This window comes from Tepidisphaeraceae bacterium (assembly GCA_035998445.1).
In the GTDB taxonomy this organism is placed as follows: Bacteria; Planctomycetota; Phycisphaerae; order Tepidisphaerales; family Tepidisphaeraceae; genus DASYHQ01.
On the sequence record DASYHQ010000026.1, the window covers coordinates 155276 to 179442 of the forward strand.

23 protein-coding genes are annotated in these 24167 nt (G+C 64.6%); 16 read left to right on the top strand and 7 right to left on the bottom strand.

Translation table 11 applies throughout. The annotated features are described in order from the left end of the window. Positions 1–429: 429 nt before the first annotated feature. The 11 genes from VGN72_11560 to VGN72_11610 all read left to right on the top strand — a co-directional run bounded on the left by VGN72_11560 (position 430) and on the right by VGN72_11610 (position 9704). On the top strand, positions 430–1287 hold the full coding sequence (locus tag VGN72_11560) for a protein-glutamate O-methyltransferase (protein ID HEV7299993.1): 858 nt from the start codon (positions 430–432) through the stop codon (positions 1285–1287). A gap of 93 nt (positions 1288–1380) precedes the next feature. Next, on the top strand, positions 1381–1857 hold the full coding sequence (locus tag VGN72_11565; GenBank protein HEV7299994.1) for a chemotaxis protein CheD: 477 nt from the start codon (positions 1381–1383) through the stop codon (positions 1855–1857). Positions 1858–1930: 73 nt separating this feature from the next. Next, a complete protein-coding gene (locus tag VGN72_11570; GenBank protein HEV7299995.1) occupies positions 1931–2335 on the top strand; it encodes a response regulator in 405 nt (134 codons plus the stop codon). Then, a complete protein-coding gene (locus VGN72_11575) occupies positions 2328–2813 on the top strand; it encodes a hypothetical protein (protein ID HEV7299996.1) in 486 nt (161 codons plus the stop codon). The genes VGN72_11570 and VGN72_11575 overlap by 8 nt, the downstream gene beginning before the upstream one ends. 2 nt (positions 2814–2815) lie before the next feature. Then, positions 2816–3892 (top strand): chemotaxis response regulator protein-glutamate methylesterase, encoded by a 1077-nt coding sequence (locus VGN72_11580; GenBank protein HEV7299997.1) that lies wholly within the window; start codon positions 2816–2818, stop codon positions 3890–3892. 115 nt (positions 3893–4007) lie between these two features. Then, a complete protein-coding gene (locus VGN72_11585; protein ID HEV7299998.1) occupies positions 4008–4505 on the top strand; it encodes a chemotaxis protein CheX in 498 nt (165 codons plus the stop codon). A 63-nt stretch (positions 4506–4568) separates the two neighbouring features. Beyond that, positions 4569–4958: a response regulator gene (locus VGN72_11590; GenBank protein HEV7299999.1), complete on the top strand. Its 390-nt coding sequence runs from the start codon at positions 4569–4571 to the stop codon at positions 4956–4958. Positions 4959–5079: 121 nt separating this feature from the next. Next, positions 5080–6336: a FapA family protein gene (locus VGN72_11595; protein ID HEV7300000.1), complete on the top strand. Its 1257-nt coding sequence runs from the start codon at positions 5080–5082 to the stop codon at positions 6334–6336. Positions 6337–6383: 47 nt separating this feature from the next. Next, positions 6384–6878 (top strand): chemotaxis protein CheX, encoded by a 495-nt coding sequence (locus VGN72_11600; protein HEV7300001.1) that lies wholly within the window; start codon positions 6384–6386, stop codon positions 6876–6878. A gap of 103 nt (positions 6879–6981) precedes the next feature. Next, the gene (locus VGN72_11605; protein ID HEV7300002.1) at positions 6982–9090 is read left to right on the top strand and encodes a PAS domain-containing protein; all 2109 of its coding nucleotides are present in this window, start codon (positions 6982–6984) and stop codon (positions 9088–9090) included. Next, positions 9087–9704: a response regulator gene (locus VGN72_11610; GenBank protein ID HEV7300003.1), complete on the top strand. Its 618-nt coding sequence runs from the start codon at positions 9087–9089 to the stop codon at positions 9702–9704. Before VGN72_11605 ends, VGN72_11610 begins: the two co-directional genes overlap by 4 nt. A 59-nt stretch (positions 9705–9763) precedes the next feature. On the opposite strand, the gene VGN72_11615 is transcribed toward VGN72_11610, so the two are convergent. Continuing rightward, positions 9764–10690: an alpha/beta fold hydrolase gene (locus VGN72_11615; GenBank protein ID HEV7300004.1), complete on the bottom strand. Its 927-nt coding sequence runs from the start codon at positions 10688–10690 to the stop codon at positions 9764–9766. 308 nt (positions 10691–10998) lie between these two features. Between VGN72_11615 and VGN72_11620 the strand changes: the two genes are divergently transcribed. Beyond that, positions 10999–11616: a glutathione peroxidase gene (locus VGN72_11620; GenBank protein ID HEV7300005.1), complete on the top strand. Its 618-nt coding sequence runs from the start codon at positions 10999–11001 to the stop codon at positions 11614–11616. Positions 11617–11643: 27 nt separating this feature from the next. Further along, a complete protein-coding gene (locus VGN72_11625) occupies positions 11644–12372 on the top strand; it encodes a 2-phosphosulfolactate phosphatase (GenBank protein ID HEV7300006.1) in 729 nt (242 codons plus the stop codon). A gap of 184 nt (positions 12373–12556) precedes the next feature. On the opposite strand, the gene rpiA is transcribed toward VGN72_11625, so the two are convergent. From rpiA to VGN72_11645, 4 genes are all read right to left on the bottom strand, one after another. Continuing rightward, positions 12557–13237 (bottom strand): ribose-5-phosphate isomerase RpiA, encoded by a 681-nt coding sequence (gene rpiA, locus VGN72_11630; GenBank protein HEV7300007.1) that lies wholly within the window; start codon positions 13235–13237, stop codon positions 12557–12559. Between the two features lie 332 nt (positions 13238–13569). Further along, on the bottom strand, positions 13570–14361 hold the full coding sequence (locus VGN72_11635; protein ID HEV7300008.1) for a DUF72 domain-containing protein: 792 nt from the start codon (positions 14359–14361) through the stop codon (positions 13570–13572). A 91-nt stretch (positions 14362–14452) separates the two neighbouring features. After that, a complete protein-coding gene (locus VGN72_11640; GenBank protein ID HEV7300009.1) occupies positions 14453–14821 on the bottom strand; it encodes a DUF488 family protein in 369 nt (122 codons plus the stop codon). Between the two features lie 220 nt (positions 14822–15041). After that, positions 15042–15971, bottom strand: a complete 930-nt coding sequence (locus tag VGN72_11645; protein HEV7300010.1) for an MBL fold metallo-hydrolase — start codon at positions 15969–15971, stop codon at positions 15042–15044. 88 nt (positions 15972–16059) lie between these two features. Here VGN72_11645 and VGN72_11650 point away from each other — a divergent pair, with 88 nt between their 5' ends. Then, positions 16060–16812 carry a type II secretion system protein gene (locus VGN72_11650; protein HEV7300011.1) on the top strand — a complete coding sequence of 251 codons (753 nt, stop codon included), beginning with the start codon at positions 16060–16062 and terminating at the stop codon, positions 16810–16812. A 178-nt stretch (positions 16813–16990) separates the two neighbouring features. Beyond that, complete coding sequence (gene glmS, locus VGN72_11655) at positions 16991–18862, top strand: glutamine--fructose-6-phosphate transaminase (isomerizing) (GenBank protein HEV7300012.1); 1872 nt, start codon at positions 16991–16993, stop codon at positions 18860–18862. 183 nt (positions 18863–19045) lie between these two features. On the opposite strand, the gene VGN72_11660 is transcribed toward glmS, so the two are convergent. Both VGN72_11660 and VGN72_11665 read right to left on the bottom strand, forming a co-directional pair. After that, positions 19046–20467, bottom strand: a complete 1422-nt coding sequence (locus tag VGN72_11660; protein HEV7300013.1) for a PDZ domain-containing protein — start codon at positions 20465–20467, stop codon at positions 19046–19048. Positions 20468–20755: 288 nt separating this feature from the next. Further along, positions 20756–22213: a trypsin-like peptidase domain-containing protein gene (locus VGN72_11665; protein HEV7300014.1), complete on the bottom strand. Its 1458-nt coding sequence runs from the start codon at positions 22211–22213 to the stop codon at positions 20756–20758. A gap of 716 nt (positions 22214–22929) precedes the next feature. Here VGN72_11665 and VGN72_11670 point away from each other — a divergent pair. Further along, the gene (locus VGN72_11670) at positions 22930–24117 is read left to right on the top strand and encodes a hypothetical protein (GenBank protein HEV7300015.1); all 1188 of its coding nucleotides are present in this window, start codon (positions 22930–22932) and stop codon (positions 24115–24117) included. The last annotated feature ends 50 nt before the right edge of the window (positions 24118–24167 follow it).

Here is a 24167-nt window from a genome sequence, read left to right on the forward strand (position 1 = left end):
GTCCTGCTTATCCATGGCTATGTGCCCCGTGAATCCGTTTTCGGCGTCTGGCGTCTACTGTGGTCGGCATCACGCTGATGCCGTTGCGCAGTTCGTACGCTTTACGACGGCTGTACCGATGCAACTTCGGCCATGTAACCCCTACCGTTTAGCGAAATGTCCCACCCCGTTTTTCAAAGCCCCGTCCGATAAGGGCGGTAGTGCTTCCCGGTGCGTTCGCAGGTTCCAATAACTGCAATCGAAGGCAAAATTGTCCGAATCCGCGCTATTCCGCGTTATTCCAGATAAACCCACGGCCTTATCCAGTCGAACCAAAGGGCATCACCGCATCGAAGGACGGTGCTGCACAATTCTCCCGCCTCGCGTTGGCCGTGAACACGGCGTTGTGCGGCGGGCGGTGCTCGGGTGAACGACAGGAGATGACGAACCATGCTCGCACAAGCCGAATGCAACCTGACCGAACGCGAGTTCCGCCGACTCAGCGACATGGTCTACCAGCACTGCAAGATCAACCTGCACGACGGCAAGATGTCGCTCGTTCAGGCGCGGATCGCCAAGCGGCTGCGGGCGACGGACCTGAATAGTGTCAGCGCGTACCTGGACTTTGTGGAGGCCGACAAGAGCGGCGCCGAGTTCACGACCCTGATCGACGCGATCAGCACGAACCTCACCAGCTTCTTTCGCGAGAACAAGCACTTCCAGCATTTGTCAAAGGTGCTGCTGCCCGGCCTGCTGGAGCGCCGGCGAAAGAGCGGCGACCGCCGGTTGCGCTGCTGGAGCGCGGGTTGCTCGAGCGGCGAGGAACCGTACACGCTGGCCATCACGCTGATGGAGGCCATCGAGGCCGCCGGGCAATCACCGGCCGAGTGGGACGTGAAGGTGCTGGCGACGGACATCTCGACCCGCGTGCTGGGCATCGCCCGCGAGGGCGTCTACGAGAAGGCGCGCGTCGAGTCGGTTCCACCGGCAATCAAGAACAAGTACTTCCGCCCGGAACGGCAGGACGGTGAAGCCGTCTTCCGCGTGGCCGACGCGCTGCGTGCCAGCGTGCGCTTCAGGCACTTGAACCTGATGCAGGAACCCTGGCCGTTCGACGCCACGTTCGACTTCATCTTCTGCCGCAACGTGATGATCTACTTCGACAAGCCGACGCAGGAAAAGCTCGTCGGCCGGTATTGGGGCTGCCTGGAGAGCGGCGGCCTGCTGTTTACCGGGCACTCGGAATCGCTGACGGGCATCAACCACAAGTTCAAGTACGTCGAGCCGACCATTTACGGCAAAGTGTAAAACGCATCGATCGAACCAGGACCGTTATGCCCTGCCCACTTCAGCGGGCAGGTCTTTACCAAACGACCGAACGCGTTAGAGACGGGAACCAACGTGAACATTGTCGTCAACATTTCGGATGCCAAGGCATCGAACGACGCGAGCGCGACGATCGTCACCTACTCGTTAGGCTCGTGCATCGGCGTCTCGATGCACGACCCGGTCGCGGGCGTCGGTGGCATGCTGCACTACCAGCTGCCCACCTCGACGCTGGACGCCGACCGGGCCAAACAGTGCCCCACCATGTTCGCCGACACCGGCTTTGCCGTGCTGTTGCGCGAGATGGAGCGACACGGCGCAAACAAGAAGCGCATGAAGGTGAAGCTGGCCGGCGCGGCGCAGATGTTCGACGACAAGGGCGTCTTCAACATCGGCAAGCGCAACCACACCGCAATCCGCAAGATCCTCTGGCAGCACGGCATGCTGATCGAGGGTGAGGACATCGGTGGCAAGGCCCCACGCACCGTTTATCTGGCCGTGGCCGACGGCGCGCTGACGATCAAGAGCGGTGGTGAGACGAAGGTGATGTAGGACGGGTCAGCGGGACGCGGGCAGCGACGAACGATCGAAAGCGATTGAACGAGAGAGAGCGAGAGTGCCTTTCATGAACAGCAACGGACACAACATCCTCATCGTCGATGACTCGGCCACCACGCGGGCGGTCATCAAGCGAACGCTGCAGATGGCCGAGGTGCCCCTTCAGCAGATCTACGAGGCCCCCAACGGTAAGGCGGCGCTCGAGGTGCTGTCGTGCGTGCGGGTCGACCTCGTGCTGGCCGACCTGCACATGCCGCAGATGACCGGCGTGGAGATGGCCAGCGCCATCCACGCCAACCCGGAGACCACCGGCATCCCGGTGATCGTCGTCTCGGCCGAGCCGAACGTGGAACGGTTGGAACGACTGACCAGCGAGGCGGGCATTCGCGGGTACGTCCGCAAGCCCTTCACGCCCGAACAGATCGCCGTCGCCGTGCGCGACGTGCTTCAGGGAGCGACGAACCATGCTTGATACGCAATCGATTAGCGCCGACAGCGCACTGGAAATGATCGTGGAGGCGATGGAGTCGATGACGTTCGTCTCCCCCTTCCCGGCCGACGGCGTCCCCACCTTCTCGGCCGGCGAGCAACCGCTGATGCGCTGCACGATCGGCTTTGGTGGCTCCGATGCTGAGGGTGGCGTGACGATGGTGCTGCCACTGGCGCTGGCGAAGGTGTTCGCTGCCAACCTGCTTGGCTGCGACCCCGATGCCCCCGACGCCGCCGAGCGCGCCACCGACTGCGCCGCCGAGATGATGAACGTCATGTGCGGCCGCCTGCTGGCGAGTCTGCCCCCGGCCAGCTTGGCCGGCATCGAGATGCGCCTGCCGCAATGCACCGATGTGCCGGCCGATGCGCCCGATGCCGATGTTGCCCCCCCGCCCGGCGCGTACGTGTTGGACGGTGACGGGCACCTGTTTTGGATCGCGGTCGCCGGACTTGGATGGTAAGCATGATCGCCGACGCACGCACAACCTCGCCCATCGCCACCGCGGCGCGACCGATCCGCGTGCTGATCGTCGACGACTCGGCCGTCGTGCGGCAGATGCTGTCGCGCGAGCTGGCGCGCGAAAAGTCCATCGAGGTGGTCGGCACCGCGCCCGACCCCTACATCGCTCGCGATAAGATCGTGGAGCTGAACCCGGACGTGCTCACGCTCGACGTCGAGATGCCGCGTATGGACGGCATCACGTTCCTCGGCAAGCTAATGCGATCGCGGCCGATGCCGGTCATCGTGCTTAGCTCGCTGACGCAGCAAGGCACCCAGACCGCAATCGAGGCCTTGGCCGCCGGCGCGGTTGATATCGTCGGGAAACCGGGCGGCTCATTCACCGTGGGCGATCTTGGGCCGATACTGATCGAGAAGATCAAGCACGCGTCGGTCGCGAAGGTGCGACAGGTCGTCGCCCCACCGCCACGAAGCGCGGCCCATGGCGCGTCGAGCATGACGTGCACGACCGATAAGGTGTTCGCGATCGGCGCATCCACCGGTGGCGTGCAGGCGTTAACGGAAGTGCTGACCGCGTTTCCACCATCGGCGCCGGGCACGGTGATCGTGCAGCACATGCCGGCCAAGTTCACCGCGTCGTTCGCGCAGCGCCTGAATGACATCTGCAACGTCGAGGTGAAGGAAGCCGCCGACGGTGACACCGTGATGCCCGGCCGCGTGCTGCTGGCGCCCGGTGGGCTGCACATGCTGCTGCGGCGCTCCGGCGCACGCTACTACGTGGAAGTGAAGGACGGGCCCGACGTGCACCACCAGCGGCCCAGCGTCGAGATCCTGTTCAACTCGGTCGCCAAGGTGGCCGGCGCGAACGCGATCGGAGCAATTCTGACCGGCATGGGTGCCGACGGTGCGCAGGGCCTGCTGAACATGCGCAACGCCGGGGCGCGAACGATCGCGCAGGACCAGGCGACGTGCGTCGTCTTCGGCATGCCCGGCGAGGCCGTGAAGCTGGGCGCGCCCGAGCGGGTGCTGCCGCTGGGCGAGATTGCAAGGACGATGATTCGCCTGGTGAACGACAACTAGAACAACGTGCCGTTCGATCCCCCGTGCCCCGCGGATCGAATGGTTTTTCGATGAGGCGGGCACACGTCGCTAGCGCGACGATTCGATAGCAACACGCGAAACGCGAGAAGTAACTATGTCAACTGCAACGCCGGCGGCGCCGGTCCTCAACCCGAAGTTGATCATCCCGTTCGTCAACTCGGTGCGTCAGGTCTTCAGCACGATGGTGTCGGTCCCCACGACCGTGAAGCCCCCGCACCTCAAGGGCAGCGCCGGCCCGTCGTACGACGTGTCGGGCATCATCGGCTTCTCGGGCGACGTGGTCGGCTCGGTGGTCGTCAGCTTCGAGAAGTCGGCCGCCGTCAAACTCGTCGCCGCCTTTGCCGGCATGGAGATCGCCGTCGACAGCCCCGACTTTGCCGACGCGATCGGTGAGCTGGCCAACATGATCGCCGGCAGCGCCAAGAAGGACCTCGGCGCCGCCGCCAGCATCAGCGTGCCCAACGTGATCATCGGCGCCGGCCACACGGTGGCGCGCCTGAGCGACGTGCCGTGCATCGTCATCCCCTGCACCACCCCGGTCGGCGACTTCGCCGTCGAGGTCAACGTGAAGCAGACGGTCAAGCCTGCTTAACCTTTACACCCGTGGTCGCGACGGATGCCGGCGCGCCTGTGAGCCTTTTCGGAGAGAACCCCAATGAAGATCCTACTGGTCGACGACTCGCGCACGATGCGCAACATTCAGAAGAAGGTCCTGGACACCCTTGGCGGCGTCGAGTTCGGTGAGGCCGGCGACGGCCTTGAAGCCCTGACCGCCATCGCGGCGGCCGGAAAGTTCGACCTCATCCTGGTCGACTGGAACATGCCGAACATGGACGGTCACACGCTCGTGAAAAAGATCCGCGAGACCGACAAGGCCACCCCGCTCATCATGGTGACCACCGAGAGCGAGAAGCAGCGCGTGATCGACGCGATCAAGGCCGGCGTGAACAACTACGTGATCAAGCCCTTTACGCCCGACGCGCTGATGGACAAGGTCAAGCAGACGCTCAGCAAGCTCGCCGTCGCCGCCGCCGCCGCCGCCTAAGCGGCGAACGACGCGCCTGCGGGAACGTCTCGCGCGTGCGTCCCCACATAGCCGCTGGCTTGCCGGTGGCCATGTACCGGCGTGCGACGATCGCCCATCGACCGGTGGGCACAAGGCAGGCATGACGATGTACCCAACGCACCCCAACCACGGTCCGACCGACCCATCGGCGGGCGCCATCTTCACCTGCCCGGCCCTGCAAGGGCTGGCGCGGATGGTGGAACTGCTGCCGGCGCCCGTGAGCGTGGGTGCCCACGCACAGGTCGTGCCCGTGACGCTCGACCAGAACGTTGCGCGCGTGCGACTGGACGGCGCAACGGCATCCCCGGCCAACATGCTGGCACTGGCGGGATCGGGGGTCACGGTGTTCGATGACGGCCTGTCGCTGCGCGCGTCGCGTGCAGGTCGGTTAAGCGTCGATCAGCACGGCAGGTTGAGCGTCGTGCCCATGCTCGAGGTCGACGGTCACGTCACGCCGTCCAGTGGCCCTGTCGATTTCGAGGGTGACGTGCTGGTGCGCGGCGACGTGCGCGACAACGCGCACCTTCGCTGCGGTGGCACGCTCTGGGTAACCGGCTGCATCGAGGCGGCGCACCTGGACGTTGCGCGCGACATCTGCGTGGCCGACGGCATCTCGGGCAACAACAAGGCCTGCTGCAGCGCCGGTGGCAACATCTCGGCCAAGCACATCAGCCACGGCAACGTGCGCGCCGGTGGCGACGTGACGGTCGACGGCACGGTGTCGGGCAGCCAGGTCGACTGCGACGGCCGACTGATCGTGAATCGCGGGTCGGTCGTCTCCAGCCGCGTGACCGCGGTGGGGGGACTGCGATGTTCCGTGCTGGGCGCGCCGGCCGATGGGCACACGGTGATCGAGGTGGGCAACGACCACCGACTGGCGGCCCAGGCGCAGCAGACGATCCGTGAGATTCAACAGCAACGCTTCAAGGCGGCCGAATTGCGCCGCTCGGCCGAGCCGTTGCTGCGGTTTCGCAAGCACCTGACGCCCACGCTGCAGACGCAAATGTCCGACCTGCTGCACCAAGCTGCGAAATTGGACGTCCGCAGCGCCGAAGGCATGGAATGGCTTCGCGTCGCGTACGAACGCATGACGAACTCGGCCGCACACGCGATCGAGGTCACCCAGCGGGTGCATGGGCGGTTGACGCTGCTGTTCCCGCGCGTCTCGTGCCGCGTGCTGCGCGAGCGGCCGGGGCCGATTCGAATCGAGACCCGTCGGATCGATGGGCTGGAACAGGTGGTGATGCTCGACGCCGGTGGAGAGATCGTGCAGGTGCTTGAAGCGCAGCCGGTCGTCAACGACGCGTTGGACGCCGTGCATCAGGCCACGGTGGTGCAGACGCCGCAGGCCGCGTAGCGCGTGGGTTGGGATCAAGGGTACGCCAGAAGGGGTCAAGGGATCGCTTGAAGGCCGAACACATCAACATCTTCATCGAGGCGACCGGCCACGTCATCAAGACGATGGTGCACGTGCCGATCACGCTGGGCACGCCCCGCCTGCGCCGCGACGACGACCGGCTGCATAAACTGTACAAGGTGTCGGCAATCATCGAACTGTCGGGCAAGATCCGCGGGTTGTTCGTGCTGAACCTGTCGGCGCCGGTGGCGCTGGCACTGGCGACGGGCATCAGTGGCACCCCCCAGACCGCGATCGATGCCGACACGCTCGATGCGATCGCCGAGATCGCCAACATGATCGCCGGCAGCGCCAAGCAGAAGCTGTCGACCGGCGCCGGTGGCCCGCTGAGCATGACGGTCCCCACGCTGCTGAACACCGGCGACGTCGTCTACCCCCAGGCGCTGCCGTTCATCGCCATTCCGTTCGATTGCCCCAACGGCCGCTTCCTGATCGAGGTCGGCCTGCGCCCCGCCGCCGACGTGCTGTCGACGGCAGCGTAGAAACCTTGGGGATTTCCCCGCAACACTGCCTGGCGAGAAGCTGCGCCTGCCTATCTACGTGTATAATGACGTCACCTCTCTCATGGACGACGTTGTGAACGCTATGCTCAGCCTGCTGACCGCACCACTGGCGCTCTCGATGGGCCCGTCTGAACTGACGGTCCTGCTGGCCACGGTGCTCGTATGCCTTGGGGTGGTTCGATGGTGGGACCGGTGGGTTGCGCAGGAACGTTCTCACCGGCGCAGCGCGACGGTTACGCCGCCATCGGCCACCGTACCCTCGGCCCCGGCGCCGGCGGAATCGATCGCCGGCCGGGAGCTGGAACGGCTGCGCGCCGCCATGTCGGGCATCGCCAACGGGGTCGTGGTCGCCGACAGCAAGGGGAACCTGATCGACTGGAACCCCGCGGCGCTGCGGTTGCACGGCTACGCGTCGATCGACGAGGTGCGGCATCACGTGGCCCACTTCGTCGACACGTTCGTGTTGGCCGAGCCGGGCGGTCGGGTCCTCAGCGTCCCCGAATGGCCAATCCCTCGCATGATTCGAGGCGAGCACGTCGATAACGTCGAGTTGCTGGTGCGGCGCACCGACACCCAACAGGAATGGTTCATCAACTACACCGGCGCCATCGTGCGCAGCCCATTGGGCGAGATCGAGTTGCTCGTGCTGACGCTGCAGGACACCACCGAGGCGCGCCGCGCCGCCAAGGCGCTTCGCGAGAGCGAGGAGCGCTTTCGGCAGTTGGCCGACGCGATGCCCCAGATCGTCTGGACGGCCGGCGGCGATGGTCAGATCGACTACTACAACCGCCGCGGGCTCGAGTTGATCGGTGAGCCGAACGCCAGCAGTAGCCGCTGGGACGCGTTGTTTCACCCGGACGACGTCGCGCCAACGCATGCGATCTGGAGCGAGTCGATGCGCACGGGCAATGCGTTCGAGCACGAGTACCGCCTGCAGGACGCTCGCAGCGGTGAGTTCCGCTGGTGGTTGGGCCGTGCGGTGCCAGTGACGGACGACGAGCGCAACATCGTCCGCTGGATCGGCACCAGCACCGACATTCACGAACTGAAGCTCGCGGGCGATGCCATTCGTAACGGCTCGACACTGCTGCGCACGCTGATCGAGGGCATTATCGATCCCGTCTACATCAAGGATGTGGACGGCCGGTACCTGCTGGTGAACGCCGCCCTGGCCAGCGCGATGAACCGCACGCCAGAGGAGATCGTCGGCAACGACGACATCACGCTGCTCGGCCCGGAGGTCGGTGGGATCGTGCGCAACAGCGACCGGCGCGTGCTGGCGTCGGAGGGCACGCAGACGTACGAGGAGACGGTCACGACGAACGGCCGGACCTTCCACTTCCTGGAGACGAAATCCCCCCACCGCGACGCCGGCGGGCGCGTCGTGGGGTTGATCGGCATCTCGCGCGACATCTCGGCTCACAAACAGTCGGAAGAGCGATGGCACGAGCAGCAGGCGCAGCTGGCCCATCTGGAACGCGTACGCACGGTCGGCCAGATGGCGTCGGGCCTCGCGCACGAGCTGAACCAGCCGCTGGGCGCAATTGCGAACTACACCGAGGCCTGCCGCGTACTGCTTGAGCGTGGCAACCTCAGTGCACCACAACTGGCCGACGCGCTGGCGGCCGTGGTGTCGGAAACCGCGCGGGCAGGCGAGATCATCCGCCGGTTGCGCAGCTTCGTGAAGAAGCAACGGCCGCACGGCCAACCGGTGGACATCAACGCGACCGTTCGCGATTCGGCCAGCATCATGTCCTACGACCTGCGTACCGCAGGCGTGCAACCGCAGTGGCAGTTGGATTGCACGCTCGGTCCGGTGTTGGCCGACCACGTGCAGATCGAGCAGGTGTTGATCAACCTGATGCGCAACGCGATCGACGCGATGCGCGACAACGAGACGCCGGAACGACGGCTGATCGTCCGGACGGCGTGCAACGGCCAAGGGAAGGTGCGCGTGTCTATATCGGACAACGGCAGCGGGGTGCCGGCCGACCAACTGCCACGCATCTTCGACGCGTTTTACACGACCAAGTCCAACGGTATGGGCATCGGGCTGGCCCTGTGCCGAACCATCATCGAAGAGCACGGTGGTGAGATCGCCGCCGAGCGCAACCCCGACCGTGGCATGACCTTCTCGTTCACCCTGCGACCCACGCGCCCGGTGACCGACGTTCAGCAGGAGGCTGTATGAGCGACGAACAACCGATCGTCCACGTCGTCGACGACGACCCCGGCATGCGCCAGTCGACCGCCCTGCTGCTGCAGTCGGCCGGTTTAGCGTGCGCCACGTACGCGTCGGCAGCGCAGTTCCTGGCTGCCTGCCGGCCCACGTGCCCGGGTTGCCTCATCCTCGACCTGCAACTGCCGGGTATGTGCGGCATCGATCTCGTCGAACAGCTGCGCACGCGCGGCATCGCGTTGCCGATCCTGATCGTCAGTGGCACCGGCACCATTCACATGGCGGTGCAGGGCATGAAGCTGGGCGTGCTGGACTTCCTCGAGAAGCCCGTCGACCCGCAGACGCTGCTGGCCAAGGTGCGCTCTGGGCTTGAACTGGACGCCCAGAACCGCGCCGCCGATGCTGAACTGCGAGAGTTGCGCGACCGGTTCACCGCCGTCACGTCGCGCGAGCGAGAGCTGTTGAAGCTGCTGGTCGACGGGCTTTCGAGCAAGCAGATCGCCAGCACGCTCGGCATCTCGATCAAGACCGTCGAGAACCATCGCACGCACCTGATGGAGAAGACCCGCGCGATGAACATCGCCGACCTCGTCCGCATGAGCATGCTGATCGACGCGCACAAGTGACGTGATCGGCTCTGCTCCGGCCGTAGCATGGGCGTCCTGCCCATGACCGCGCCTCTCAATCACGTTGAAGACTTGAGGAACGTCCTGATCGCACGCTCATAGGCCTCGCTCGCATCGCGCAGCCCCGCCAGGTGTCCGACATCGTCTAACACGACCTGCGTCGATCCCGCAGCGGCCGATGCACATGCTTGTGCGAGCGCCGCACGGCACTCGGCGTCGCAGAAGGGGTCGAGCGCGCCTTGGATGATCAGCACCGGACACTTCGACCGCGCGACCAAATCCACCGGCCGAACCTTGTCGTAGTTCGCCCCGCTCATCCACTCGGCGATCGTCGCCGCCAGTCGCGCCACAATGCCGCCCGGCGCGCCAAGTAAGCGGGCGTGAACATCGATCGCAGCGCGATAATCGGCGAACGGGCTGTCCATCACCACGGCCGACACGTCGTCTCGCAGGTCCGCCGTCGCGATGGCGACCGCGCTACCGAGGCTGACGCCGAACAACACGATCGACTGCGACGCGGCCGCGTGCATCCCCTTCAACTGGCTGACGATCGCGTCCAGATCGTGCCGTTCGAAATAGCCGGCCGTCACCTGCGTGCCGTCGCTGTCGCCGTGGGCGCGAAGGTCGACCGCAAGTACGTTGAGGCCCATGCCGAGCAGCGTCGGCGCCCATGCGATACCACCGACCTTCGCGTCGGCGTAGCCGTGCAGCAGCACCACGGTGGTGGTCGACGGCTGGCTGGCCGGCATCCACCAACTGGCAAATTTCATATCCCGCCCGCTGCGGTCGTCGCGAACGGTGAAGGTGATCGATTCGTACGCGATGCCAATATCGGTCGGCGACAAGCGCTTCAGCAGGTAGAGCGCCTTGCCATCGGTCATGCGGGGTGGCCACAGCAGCAGGCGCGCCATGAGCGCGGCCGTTCCGACGAACGCAAACGCGCCGGCAAGCAGCAGAATGAGAACCAAGATGACGTACTCAGCCATTCGGCACGGATGGTACCCGCACCGTATGGAAGATGTGCAACGCGAGCGTCGCGGAGCCTAAATGCTGGCGGACATAAATTCGTCGCCTTGTGCGCACTTGTCATCCCGAAGGGAGCGGTAGCGACCTGAGGGATCTCCCAAGGCCGAGAACCGTCCGTGGTCCGAGATCCCTCAGGTCGCCTGAGGCTTCCATCGGCATGACAACGTCCCTGATCCACGCTGGAATTTCCTCCGCCAACCTTTAGGCGAAGGAAATACTCGGGCCCGCTTTTGCCTGTCGCAAACGGCCGCTCTACACTAGGGGCACTATGATTCGTCTTCTTGCCATCATCGCTATCGTCGTTGCCGTTACGTTCTTTGCCGTTCGCGTGAAGCGCGCCACTGCGAAGGACGTAGTGAAGGAACCCTCGGCCGCCGCGTCGGCAACGCAGCCGGCGGGGCCACTGTCGTTCGTCATGAAGGACATCAACGGCAACGACCTGGACCTGGCCACGCTGAAGGGACAGCCCGTGCTGATCGTCAACGTCGCCAGCAAGTGCGGGCTGACCAAGCAGTACAAAGGCCTCGAAGAGCTCTATCGCAAGTACAAGGATCAGGGCTTCGTGATCGTTGGCGCCCCCGCCAACAACTTTGGCGGCCAGGAGCCGGGCAGCGACGAAGAGATCAAGACGTTCTGCTCGACGAAGTACGACGTCACGTTCCCCATGCTGAGCAAGATCAGCGTGAAGGGGGACGACAAGCACCCCCTTTATCAGTTCCTGACCGAGCAGGCCACCGCCGGCGAGTTTGCCGGTGAGATCGGCTGGAACTTCACGAAGTTCCTGGTCGACCGCAACGGTCAGATCATGGCCCGCTTCGACAGCAAGACCTCGCCCGATGACGAAAAGCTCGTGGCCGCCGTCGAGACCGCGGTCGCGGCGAAGTAGGTTGCGCCTGGCGAGCGCTCTATACCGATGCTGATCGACGTCGTACAGCTTCCGCGGGACCTCTCGGCCGCGCACGTGGACGGTCGTACCGTCGTCGTCTTCGACGTGTTACGCGCCACCACGACCATGACCGCCGCCCTGGCCGCGGGCGTGCGGGAGATCTTCGTGCAACCCGACATCGCGAGCGTCCTGACCGCGGCCGAGCAGTTTGGGCCGGACGCCATCACTTGTGGCGAGCGCGACTGTCTGCCGCCGGCGGGCTTCACGCTCGGCAACAGCCCCGCAGGCTTTACGCCAGCGATGGTGGGACGAACCGCGTTCATGGCGACCACGAACGGCACCAAGGCGATTGTCGCGGCGCGCGGGGCCAAGCACCTGTTCGTCGGCGCGCTCGTGAACGCTACCGCCGTCGCGCAGGCGGTGGCCGCAGTGGGTAATGACGTCACGCTGCTTTGCTCCGGTAGCGACGGCTTGGTGTCGCTCGAAGACTTGATCGGCGCCGGTGCCGTACTGAAGGCGCTATCGGCGCTAAAACCCGTCGTGCTCGCCAGCGATGTCGCGCTGGCCGCGGGTGATTTGTTCCATCACGCCCGCCCTGACCTCCCTGCTGCCCTAGTCCGCACCCGCGGCGGCACGAACATCATCCGCAATGGCTTGCAGGACGACATCGAATTCGCGGCCCGGTTGGACGTGTTCGATATTGTGGGAAAGGTAGAACCGGACCGGCTGCGAATTGCGCGGCACGTTGCCGGTTAGGCACGGTCTGACGAATCGAGCGTCTGTGAACGAGTTTGTCATCCCGATCGGGAGCGGTAGCGACCTGAGGGATCTCGAACGGTCGGAGATCGTCCCCAGTACCGATCCCTCAGGTCGCTTCCGCTCCCGATCGGGATGATGACGTGCTCTGCTTTACGAACGTTTCGTCGAACAATCTTCTAGCTCACGTCCGCTGGATCTGCCGCACACCAGTCTCGCTGCCGATGATGGCGACGGTGGCGATTCCGAGGAACAGGCCGGTGTCGATGACGCCGGCGCGGGCGCGGATGGCCAGTTCCAACTCGCGTGGCCGGTCGATGCGGGGGAACTTGCAGTCGTAGATGTAGTTGCCGTTGTCGGTCGTGAAGATCGTCCCGTCATCCGATCGGCGGAGCGTGGGTTCGCCGCCCAGTTGGCGCAGGTGCCCGACGTGGATCTCGTGCGAGAAGGCCGCCACCTCAACCGGTAACGGCGACTTCGTGCCGAGCGTCGGCACGAGCTTGCCTTCGTCGGCGATCACAATCATGCGGGCGGCGCTTTGGGCGACGATCTTCTCGCGCAGCAGCGCCCCGCCGAGGCCCTTGATCATGTCCAGGTGCGGGTCGATCTCGTCGGCCCCGTCGACCGCGATGTCCAGTTGTGGGTATTCGCTCAGCGAGACGATGCCGATGCCCAGATGACGTGCGAGCCGTTCCGACGACAACGACGTCGGCACGCCGCGCACGTTGCGCAGCCGCTCCGCCTGCAGCGCATCGCCGAGCGCGCGGATGAAGTAGTCGGCCGTCGACCCCGTGCCGATGCCGATCACGCTGTCCGACGTCACGTAAGTTAGCGCCGCCTCTGCCGCCCGATGCTTCGCATTCATCGCGGGAAAGATACGGGGGGCGGGGGGAAGTGGGAAGTCGGAAGGTGGAAGCAATGAATCCAGGTTCAAGCGCATCCTCGTCATCCTGAGGTACTCCGAAGGATCTCTTCGGTCGCGGCGGTGTCATTTGAAAAGCGATGTTTCCGGCATGCTGTAGTGGCGATGCCTGCGTCGCGGTCGATGCGCAGCATCGATATGGACCCGTACCACGGGCGGCCCGCCCGTGTCTTACGTCCAGCTGAAGACATGGGCGAGCCGCCCATGGTACGAATTTGCGGCTGCGCCGCAGCGCGATGCAGTCGTCACCACTACTAAGTGAAGCGATGGTCTCACTAATCGAATAAACCACGCTCAGGCTCTGGCGTCGGGCGGTGGCCTACCGGTTGGCCGATCGTTCGCTTGAAGCGCTCGCACGTCTCGATCGCATACCCGGCGTAGTCGTTGTTGAAGAAGCCGAAGATATCGGTGATCGGCTCGGGGGTCGGTTCCAGCAACTTTTCCTTCCACCACGCTAGTCGGTCGCCGAGGTCGATCTGTTCGCGAGTGTAGGTCGAAAACCGCTCGTGCTCGCCGATCCAGCGGACGTAGCGGAAACTGGCCGTCTGCGGCAGCAGGCGAGGCGGATGGCGGTACTCGGCGTGCGCCAGCGCTACGCCGTGATGCGACAGCAAATCGAGCGTCTGCTGCGTGCCCCACGAACGGTCGCGCAGCTCGACAGCGAACCGCACGTCCGTCGGCACGGTGGCCAGCAGTGCCTCCAGCTTGGCAACTTGCCCGATTGCAAAGCTCGGCGGGAATTGCAGCAGCAACACGCCGAGCTTGTCCTCAAACGCACGCATGGAATCGACGAACACCTTCAGTTCCTCCACAGCCTGCGCCGGCGGCATCTCGTGCGTGGCCCGCTTCGGAACCTTGGCGCAGAACGTGAAGCCGGCCGGCGTGGCGTCGCGCCACTTCTGCACGCGCTCGACCGGGGGAATCGCATAGAACGTCGTGTCCAGCTCGACCGCGTTGAACTGCGTCGCGAAGAACGACAGGTACTGGGTGGATGGCGTGCGCGGGGGATAAAAGACGCCGGCCCAGTCGTCGTAGCCGAAGCCCATCGTGCCGAGGTGCCAGTTCATGGGAAGGTCGGTTAAGTGTGTGATGTGAGACGAACCGGAATGACAAGCAAGCCGGCCCGATCGCCTAACCGACCAGCCCGGCGAGGCTGCACTACCCTGTTGCGTCGATGAGTTCCTTCAGGATCGACCGGTGACATCGCGACTCGCGCTCGCACGCGCTGGAACAGAGCAGCGTGATTGTCTCGCCTGCCTGAGAACGCTTGGCAAGCGCAGCAATCTTGTCCGCGTTCTCCTTCTGCTGGGCGATGTACTGTTTCCGGTAAATCGGCCACGGCACCGGCGACGCGCTGCTCGTGTAGACGGCCGCGTGCAGGTCCTTCGTCGGGCCGAGGCTGGGGTCCCACGCGTCCCACGTCTCGTCGGCCTTGGCAACGCCGCGCGGGCGGTAACGCGTCACTAGCAATCGATGGCCGTCGTCCGGCTCGCGCGGGTCGTTCCATCGTTTCGTGTGGATCGGCATATGCGAGATTGTAGGATGGTGAAGGAGAATGCTTCTGATCCCCTCTCCCGGTACGCCGGGAGAGGGTTAGGGTGAGGGTGATTTTGAACTGTTGAGGACTTCGGAAAGAACCAAAGGCACCCTCACCTAGCCTCTCCCGGCGTACCGGGAGAGGGACCGGAGCACCCATCCTTCTCTTACTCTTGGCGTCCTTGGCGGTTTATCCTCTTTGCGTGCAATCCTAAAGGCTCTCCACCGGATTCGGTCCCGCCGATTCGACGTCGCCGGCGTCGGTGGCACCCTCGAAGTCCATCAGGAAGTGGATGCGGGCCATCTGCTCATCGCCCACCAGCTTGCGCAGGATGCGGCGAGCCCGGCCGACGCCGGTGCGACGGCTGACGTGGCCGAGCACGATTTGTTGGTTCTTCAGCTTCGGCAGCAGCTTGGCGAACTCATCCACGTGCAAGTGACGGCCGGCCTTGGCCTTGGTCTTGTGGTCGACATCGAAGAACGTGCACTCGGTGATCAGCGTCTCGGCGTTCTGCACGTCGGGTTCATCGAACACGGGGCCGGCGGTCGTGTCGCCAAGGAACGCGACGGTCGGCACCTCCAGGCGGTACTGGATCTCGACACCGCTCTTCTTCATCTCCGCCAATTCCGGGCCGCTCTTTTCCATGTATTCCGGCTTCAGCTTCTCGCGAATGCTGACGAGCGAGTAGCCCAAGCTGGCGCCACCGTGGTGCGTGGCGAAGCAGCGAATGCCGAAATCGCGCCGCACCTCGTACATTTGGCCGGGGCTCATGGGGATGAGCTTGAACGGCGTGCCCTGCCGTTCGACGTCGCGCCAGCTGCGCAGCATGGCTTCGATTGGCCGTTCCAGTTCGCGCGGAACGAGGACCGTGCCCGGCTTCATGCCCTGGAAGTACCGCTGGCTCAGGTAGTACGCCAGGCCGGCCAGGTGGTCCATGTGGGCGTGGCTCAAGCAGACATAGTCGCTGGTGAGCGCGAAGTAGGGGCAGCGGCCGATGTCGAAGCAGACGTTCTGTTCGGGGATCTGGACGACCGTCTCCTCGCCGGCCACCGAGTAGCCCACGACGTGGTACTGCCCGAACTTCAGCTTGGCGAACTTCTGGACGAGGAACGATTTTTCAGGCGTAGGCTGCGTTGACATACCGTTCGGAGGATAGGAGAGACGCCGGCGCGTGTCGAGCGATTCGGTTTCCGCATGGCGACCCCGCAGGGTATACTCGGCTGACCTCATGCGGCACCGCGCCTTCACGCTGGTCGAACTGCTGGTCGTCATCGGCATCATTGCGGTGTTGTTGGGCATTCTGCTCCCGACGATCGCCGGTTCCCGCCGAAGTGCCGTTCGCGTGCAGTGCGCCTCGAACCTGCGACAGCAGGTGATGACGATGCACGTCTACGCCAACGAGCACCGCGGCTTCCTGCCGCGGTACGATCCGTTCCTTTTACCCCCTGCGGCGACGTCGACCGACACGGGTGCCAACTCGATCGATCTGGCCAACGCGTGGTACGACGCGATGCTCACGCGATACAAGCAGCCGCACGACCTGCTGTTTTGTCCAGATGCGACCGACGAATTGAAGTCGAGGAAGTACAACCTCTTCAGCTACATCATCGCCGGTTACAGTCACTGGGTGCCCCGCCGCGACGCCGACCTGATGTACCCTCCAGCCGAAACGGTCGGCGCCTACCTTGTAAACGGCTCCGATCCCATTCAAGGTCCGGTTCGGCTCGGTGATCGACTGGCGAAAACGAACCCCGTCCTGAGCGACTCCGTACTCGTCATTAAGGAACGCGTCGTGGATCCGACGTCCTATAATTTGGCGACCGCGCCGCAGTCCGATTTTCAGATCGACCTCAGCCATCACTTGCATCGCGGCCGGTTAACGGGGGCGAACCTGGCGTGGATCGACGGCCACGTGGAATGGCGACCGCCCCGTGAGCTGAAGCTGCGCTATCTCAGCCAGAATTCTTGGAATTGTTGGTAGAACCGGCCTGAGCATTACGGGTTAATACCCAAAACACGTCCGAAGTCGTTTGGACGTGCTTCTGATACGGGATAGACTTGCGCGGCTTGCCGATGAACGGTGCGCCTGAGGATGGATCCACAGCGCGCAGCCCGTGGTCTATCGCCCTACCGAAACGAAACTTGAAGGAGCCTTGCCCATGTGCGGAATCGTCGCCTATGTCGGTCGGAAGATGTGTCAGCCGCTGCTCATCGAGGGCCTGAAGCGCCTCGAGTATCGCGGCTACGACTCCGCCGGCATCGCCGTCATCGACGGCAAGGGCGATCTGCACGTCCGCCGGGCGGTGGGCCGGATCAGCGTGCTGGAGAACGCGATCAACAACGCGACGCCGCTGCCCGATGCGTTCATCGGCATGGCCCACACCCGCTGGGCGACCCACGGCGCCCCCACTGAGGTGAACGCCCACCCGCACAGCGACAACGCCGGCAAGATCGCGCTCGTCCACAACGGCATCATCGAGAACTACGCCGCCCTGAAGCAGTTCCTGGTTGAGAAGGGTCACACGTTCCAGAGCCAGACCGACACCGAGGTGCTGGCCGTGCTCGTGGGCGATTTGTACACCGATATCAAGCTGAAGAACCACATCGCCAAGGGCACCAGCGTGCTGCAGTTGGCGGTGCAGGCGGCGTTGGACCAAGTTGAAGGCACGTACGGCATCGCCGTCGTCTGCCGCGATGAACCGGACACGCTGATCGTCGCCCGCAAGGGTTCGCCGCTCATCGTGGGCGTTGGCGACAACGAGTACGTGGTGGCGTCCGATGCCAGCGCGATCGTCGAGCACACGACGCAGGTCATCTACCTGAACGACAACGAGATGGCCATCCTGCGGCCCGACAGCTTCCGCACGATGACGATCGACGACCAGCACGTGTCGCCGGTCGTCAGCCAGTTGGAACACAAGCTCGAAGAGTACGAGTTGGGCGGCTACCCGCACTACATGCTGAAGGAAATCTTCGAGCAGCCCGGCGCCATCCGCAACTGCCTCCGCGGTCGCGCGGAGCCGCGGGAAGGGCGCATCGTGCTGGGTGGCATCGGCGACCATGCGCGCGACTTGGTGAAGGCCCGCCGGTACATCCTGGTGGGTCAGGGCACGGCGTTCCACGCGGGGCTCGTGGGCGATTACCTGTTTGAAGACCTGGCGAAGGTCGTCACCGAATGCACGTTCGCCAGCGAGTTCCGCTACCGCAACCCCCTGGTGGAAGAAGGCACGGTCGTCGTCGCGATCAGCCAAAGCGGCGAGACCGCCGACACGCTGGCGGCACTGCGCGAGGGCAAGGAGAAGGGCGCGCTGGGCCTGGGCGTGGTGAACGTCGTCGGCAGCACGATCGCCCGCGAGACCGACGGCGGCGTCTACCTGCACGCCGGCCCGGAGATCGGCGTCGCCAGCACCAAGGCCTTCACCTGCATGTGCGCCACGCTGACCATGCTGGCGCTGTTCATCGGCCGCCGCCGGTTCATGAGCCAGAGCCAGTGCCAGGAGACGATCGAGGGGCTGGTGGCGATCCCGGACAAGATGCAGCGCGTGCTGGACCAGAGCGACGCGATTCGCGACATGATCTCCAAGTTCATCGACCGCGAGAACTGGCTGTTCCTGGGCCGCGGCTATCACTATCCGGTGGCGATGGAGGGGGCGTTGAAGCTGAAGGAGATCAGCTACATCCACGCCGAGGGCATGCCCGCCGCCGAGATGAAGCACGGGCCGATCGCGCTGATCACCGAGGGCATGCCGGTCGTGTTCATCGCGACCAAGGGCGTGCAGTACGACAAGGTGATCAGCAACATCGAGGAGGTGCGCGCCCGTGGCGGTCACATCATCGCCGTTGCCACCGAGGGGGACACGAACATCAGCCGCCACAGCGACCACGTCGTCTACGTCCCCGACGCGCTGGAGTGCCTGCAACCGCTGCTGAGCGTCGTGCCGCTGCAGTTGATGGCCTACCACGCCGCCGTGCTGCGCGGCTGCAACGTCGACAAGCCGCGCAACCTGGCCAAGAGCGTGACGGTGGAATAAGGGCTGGTCTGTAGAATGTAGGACAGGCATTCCTGCCTGTCTCTCCCTCCGTATTCCTCTCCCCCTGTCTTCTGTCTTTGTCTCCTGTGGCACAGACATTCTTGTCTGTGCCACAGGAAGAGACAGGCAGGAATGCCTGTCCTACCGAAGACCGCCCTGTCGCATCACCAGCGGGCATTGCTATTACTGCGGTGGTTCGATCCGCACCGTGTCCTCGCGGCCCTCGCGCTTCACGACCAGCACCACGGCCTCCTTCGGCGACGCTTTCCGGAACGTTTCGTAGTCGGTCGTGAACTGCTGCAAATCGGTCACGGGCTTGCCGTTCAACTGCGTGATCATCTCGTTGCCCTGAAGCCGTGCTGACTCGGCGGCGCTTTGGGGGCGGACGATCGTCATCGCCACGCCCTTCTCACCCTCGGCCAGGCGGCGTTCGTAGATGTCGTCGAAGACCAATTCGCGCACGCCGAAGCCAAGGTCTTCCGCGTAGTAACGCTTGGCGAGGTTGGCGCGCATCGGGCGCTCGCCGAGCGTCACCTTCACGTCCTGCGTGGGCTGGTCCTTGGCGGGCAGGACCGACAGCGTGACCTCTTCGCCCACCTTCATGCGGAGCAGCGTGCGACCGAAGATGGCCGGCAGATCGTCCGGGTCGCTGCCGCGTTCCAGCGGCTTGCCGTTCAGCTGCGTAATGATCGCGCCGCGCTTCAGTCCCGCCTCGGCCGCGGGCGTGCCGGGGACGATGTCGCCGAGCTGGATCGCGGGTTGATCGACGAGCCCGTAATACTCGGCCACATCCTTCGCCAGGCCCTTCATCTCGCGCACGCCCAGGTAGGACAGCTTCAACGGCTCACCGGCCTTCGGCAGGTCCGACAGGCCGGCGATGAAGTCGCTGGCGGGCACGTAAAAACGCGGTGGGTTGGTCAGGGCGAGCAGCTGGCTGCGCTCATCCAGCTCGCGCTGCCCGGTGCTCAGGTACGGCGTCTGCCCGGGCGATGCGCTGACCAGCCCCACCGCGGCCCCCTTGCCGTTGAACACCGGCGACTGGATCGGCCCCAGCGACCCCATCGCCAGCACCTGCGGCACGGCCTCGGGAATCTTAGCGCCCACGACCGCGGTCGTCAGGTACGACTTGTACCCGCCGGCCTTGGGCAGCATGCCGACGGATACCACCGGTTCACCAATGCCCACCTCGGCCGCCTCGAACTTCATGGGCTTCCAGTCACGCTTGGTTTTGGCCTTCACGTAGGCCACGCCGTAGCGTTCGTCTCGACCGAGGAACTCGGCCTCCACTTCCTCGTTGTCCTTGCCCTGCTGCGGGATGATGATCTTGAAGTCGACGAGCTGCTCGTCCGGAAACTGCGGGTTGAACGCCGCCAGCGACGCCATCACCACACCGTCCTCCGTCACCACCACGCCCGCGGCCGACAGTTCGAGCTTGCGAATCTCCGACGTCCACGTGAACTGCACGACCACCAACGACGGCGATGCCTCCTCGTACACCTTCGCCGCCACATCGGGGGCAACCTGGGCGGTGGCGGGAGACGTAAGGCCGATGCTGACGCTCGCGATGGCGAGCGATAGGGATGCGCGGATGAGCCAGTGTTTCATAGGTTTCCTAAATGTGGTTCGCTGGAAGGATGATAGCCGCGATGGCCGCCGGGGACGCCAGGCGAAGCGGAACGTTGCCTTTACCGTGGCATGGGCGTCTCGCCCATGCGTGTGGTAAGGCCAGAAGTTCCGGTTCGGTATCGTTGCCCGGCCGAAGCAACAGCCACCAATCGCATTTCGTATTTCAGTCCACACGCATGGGCGAGACGCCCATGCCACGGTCGGAGCGGACGTCATCGTTTGACTGGCGTCCTCGATCATTCGATTTTTGCTCTCTGTCCAGGCAAACTAATACGTCACCCTTAGCACCACACTGCGGGCGCCGCGGTTGCGGGTGACCTCGATCAGCACGCGGTTCTCCTTCTTCTCAACCGACGTTGCGTACAGCGCGCCCAACGCGTTCAGGTCCGTCACCGGCTGGCCGTTGATGCTGCGGATCACGTCGCCCTCCTGCAGTTCGGCGCGGGCGGCGGGGTAGCCGGGCGTGGTGGTGGTGACGACGGCCCCCTCGTCGTCGTTCAGCTGATTGTCGTTGGCGTAGCTGCGCGTCACATCGCGCACGCTCAGGCCCCAGACCTTCAGCTCGCGCTCTTCGCCGACGGCCCCTTCCAATGCCTGCGTCTGCACCTTCACGTCGAGCGTTTCCTTACCGCGTTTGAGAGTCAGCGTAACGTCGCTGCCGATGGGCAGATCGGCGATGCGCTTGCGCGCAGCGGCGAGTTCTTCGGGGAAGCGGACGTTGATCGGCTGGCCGTCCAGCTTCATCAAGATGTCCTGCGTGCGCACGCCCGCCTTGGCCGCGGCGCTGCCGCGTTCGACGCTGTTGATCAGCACGCCCTGGTTGATGTCGATGTCGTAGAACGATTCGAGCTCGTTCAACGGCTTGAAGACCAGCCCAAGGTCGCTGCGATGCACCTGTCCCTTCATCTTACCGGTGTCGTCGGTCGCCGCGTCGGCCATGATGGCCCTGGCGACGTCGCGGGCGACGTTGATGGGGATGGCGAAGTTCAGGCTTTGCCCGGGGATGCCGCGCGTGTTGATGCCCACGACGCGCCCGTTCATGTCGACCAGCGGGCCGCCGCTGTTGCCCTGGGCGATGGGGGTGTCCATCTGCACCCAGTTGAAGAAGTCGCCGGTCTCGTACTCGTCGATCATCTGCCGGCCGGGGTAGAACGTGCGGTCGGTGTTGCTGACGATGCCCAGCGTCGTCGTGCGCGCCAGGCCGAACGGCGTGCCGATCGCCATCACGTCCTGCCCGGTCAACAGGCCACTGCTGTCGCCCATCTCGGCCGACCGGAACTTGATGCCCTTCTTGCGCACCGTCTCCATGTCCATCTGCACGACGGCCAGATCGGACCAGTGGTCGTCCCCCACCACTTTGGCGGGCACGCGTTCCTTGTTGAACAGCGTCACGAAGATCTCCGCCGCCCGTCCGGCGACGTGGAAGTTGGTCAGGATGCGACCCTCATCATCGATGATCACGCCCGACCCGATGCTGCGCTCCAGCGACCGCTTGCCTTCCTTGTACCGCTCCTGCGCCACGTCGAGCCGCACGACCGCCGGGAAGATGCGCTCCGTCACCGCGACGACCGCCGACGGGGTGGCCGCGGGGAACGGGTCCTGTTGAAAGTTCTCCGTTCGCGCATCCAGATGCGATCGCTGCAGCTCTGGCGTCACGCAACCGGTCACGGCGGCAATGAGGATCGGGGAAAGAACCAAGCGGTGGGAAAAGCGTGAAGCAGCCATTGTCTCCTTATCGTCGCGCGGTCGAGTCATTGAAGAGGATTGAACCGCCAAGAACGCCAAGGACGCCAAGCAGGTAAAGCGGCGACGGTTCTCGCCCCCTCTCCCGGTACGCCGGGAGAGGGGGCGAGGGTGATCTCGATCGCCGAGAATCGCCAGCAGTTCGAAATCACCCTCACCTAGCCTCTCCCGGAGTACCGGGAGAGGGACAGGAGGCCCATCTGTATTTCCTTGGCGGCCTTGGCGCCCTTAGCGTCCCAATTCTCCACAATCAACAGGCCAATGTGGATAACATGCGCGATAGGTGTCGCCGTCGCAACGGAACGTTTGCGAATCGGGCCGTCACCGCTACCATCCCGCCCCGCGCCTGGGATATCCGCAACGAACTGTCAGGCGTTCTCGGACGAAGGTTGCCGATAGCGGAGGAACACGATGGTGACGTGTGCTGCTCGTCACCGTCCGCACGGGCGTACATCGGCATTCGTCCGGTCCGACCGTGGCATGGGCGTCTCGCCCATGCGGGTGGACTGGCATGAGAAGGGTGATTGCTGGCCGTTGCGCCGGCCGCACAGTGGCAACAAATGGAGTCGCCCGACCTCATCACACGCATGGGCGAGACGCCCATGCCACGGTAAAGGCCGCCGACGCACCGCCATCACCCGGCCTTGCTGGATGATGAGAACGAGTTCTTTCGCTTACTTACGCAAAAGGTTGTCTCCATGGGCTTTTCTTCCGGTTCCGTCAGTTTCCGCCGTTTCGCCGTCATGGGCGACAGCCCCACGCGGGTCGAACAGGATCTGCTCGACAAGCTCGACGCCCTGGCCCTTCGTCCCGGCGACATCGGCATCCCCGAAGAGGTCGAATACGGCTGGTCGGGTGGGCGGCACATTCTGGATGCCAACTTCACCTTCGAGCGCAACGTCTTCGCCGACTGCCTGCACTTCGCGCTGCGCGTCGACACCAGCAAGGTGCCCGGCTCGCTCAAGAAGGCCTACACGATCATGGAGGAAGAGGCCGTCGCCAGCACCAACCCGTCGGGCTTTATCCGCAAGGATCAGAAGCGCGACGTGAAGGACGTGGTCAGCCGGCGGTTGGATGAAGATTTGCGCAGCGGGCGATTCCGGCGCAGCAAGATCGTGTCGCTGCTGTGGGATTTGCCCAACCAGACGCTCTACGCGTCGGTCGGGGGCAAGACGCAGGAGATGCTGCTGGAGATCTTCGAGCGCACGTTCGGCCTCTCCCTGCAACCGCTCAGCAGCGGATCGCTGGCGCTGAAGATGATGGAACCGCAGGGCCGCCGGCGCGATTATGAGGACAGCCGCCCCACCCGCTTCGTTTACGGGCCCGAAGGGGAAAGCCAGCACCCCGAGTACCCCTGGACCGCCAAGGGGCCGGAGCCGAAGGATTTCCTGGGCAACGAGTTCATGCTCTGGCTGATGCACGAGCTGGACGTGAAGAGCGGCACGCTGCAGACGCCGGCCGGTCCGGTGGCGGTGATGATCGACAAATCGCTCGACCTCGACTGCGCCTACGGCCAGACGGGTCGCGACGGCCTCCGCGGCGACGGCCCCGCCCGCATGCCCGAGGCCCGCGACGGCCTGCGCAGTGGCAAGATCCCGCGCAAGGCCGGCTTGGTGATGGACGCCGCCGGTCACACGTACAGCCTGACCTTGGGGGCCGAGGGATTGGCCGTCGGTAGTGCCAAGCTGCCGGACGTAGAGGAAGCCGAGGACGAGCGCGGCGTGTTCGAGGAGCGTATCGGCATGATCCGCGACCTCGCCAAGGGGATCGACGGGCTGTACGAGACGTTTCTCAAGCTCCGCTGCAACACCGGCTGGGAAGGCGCCACCGGCAACATCCGCCGCTGGATCCAATCCAACGGCAAGCCCGTCGCCGCGGTGGCGTAACGGCCGTCGCCCTCGTTTGCCGCGACGGAGGCGCCTCGACCACCGCCGCC

Bases quoted from the DNA above. Each gene is read 5' to 3' on its own strand.
- VGN72_11590 (HEV7299999.1), top strand. From the start codon at position 4,569: ATGAAGATCCTACTGGTCGACGACTCGCGCACGATGCGCAACATTCAG.
- VGN72_11580 (HEV7299997.1), top strand. From the start codon at position 2,816: ATGATCGCCGACGCACGCACAACCTCGCCCATCGCCACCGCGGCGCGA.
- VGN72_11585 (HEV7299998.1), top strand. From the start codon at position 4,008: ATGTCAACTGCAACGCCGGCGGCGCCGGTCCTCAACCCGAAGTTGATC.
- VGN72_11670 (HEV7300015.1), top strand. From the start codon at position 22,930: ATGGGCTTTTCTTCCGGTTCCGTCAGTTTCCGCCGTTTCGCCGTCATG.
- rpiA (HEV7300007.1), bottom strand. From the start codon at position 13,237: ATGAATGCGAAGCATCGGGCGGCAGAGGCGGCGCTAACTTACGTGACG.
- VGN72_11605 (HEV7300002.1), top strand. From the start codon at position 6,982: ATGCTCAGCCTGCTGACCGCACCACTGGCGCTCTCGATGGGCCCGTCT.
- VGN72_11620 (HEV7300005.1), top strand. From the start codon at position 10,999: ATGATTCGTCTTCTTGCCATCATCGCTATCGTCGTTGCCGTTACGTTC.
- VGN72_11570 (HEV7299995.1), top strand. From the start codon at position 1,931: ATGAACAGCAACGGACACAACATCCTCATCGTCGATGACTCGGCCACC.
- VGN72_11660 (HEV7300013.1), bottom strand. From the start codon at position 20,467: ATGAAACACTGGCTCATCCGCGCATCCCTATCGCTCGCCATCGCGAGC.
- VGN72_11640 (HEV7300009.1), bottom strand. From the start codon at position 14,821: ATGCCGATCCACACGAAACGATGGAACGACCCGCGCGAGCCGGACGAC.
- VGN72_11595 (HEV7300000.1), top strand. From the start codon at position 5,080: ATGACGATGTACCCAACGCACCCCAACCACGGTCCGACCGACCCATCG.
- VGN72_11615 (HEV7300004.1), bottom strand. From the start codon at position 10,690: ATGGCTGAGTACGTCATCTTGGTTCTCATTCTGCTGCTTGCCGGCGCG.
- glmS (HEV7300012.1), top strand. From the start codon at position 16,991: ATGTGCGGAATCGTCGCCTATGTCGGTCGGAAGATGTGTCAGCCGCTG.
- VGN72_11575 (HEV7299996.1), top strand. From the start codon at position 2,328: ATGCTTGATACGCAATCGATTAGCGCCGACAGCGCACTGGAAATGATC.
- VGN72_11635 (HEV7300008.1), bottom strand. From the start codon at position 14,361: ATGAACTGGCACCTCGGCACGATGGGCTTCGGCTACGACGACTGGGCC.
- VGN72_11560 (HEV7299993.1), top strand. From the start codon at position 430: ATGCTCGCACAAGCCGAATGCAACCTGACCGAACGCGAGTTCCGCCGA.
- VGN72_11665 (HEV7300014.1), bottom strand. From the start codon at position 22,213: ATGGCTGCTTCACGCTTTTCCCACCGCTTGGTTCTTTCCCCGATCCTC.
- VGN72_11625 (HEV7300006.1), top strand. From the start codon at position 11,644: ATGCTGATCGACGTCGTACAGCTTCCGCGGGACCTCTCGGCCGCGCAC.
- VGN72_11650 (HEV7300011.1), top strand. From the start codon at position 16,060: ATGCGGCACCGCGCCTTCACGCTGGTCGAACTGCTGGTCGTCATCGGC.
- VGN72_11645 (HEV7300010.1), bottom strand. From the start codon at position 15,971: ATGTCAACGCAGCCTACGCCTGAAAAATCGTTCCTCGTCCAGAAGTTC.
- VGN72_11610 (HEV7300003.1), top strand. From the start codon at position 9,087: ATGAGCGACGAACAACCGATCGTCCACGTCGTCGACGACGACCCCGGC.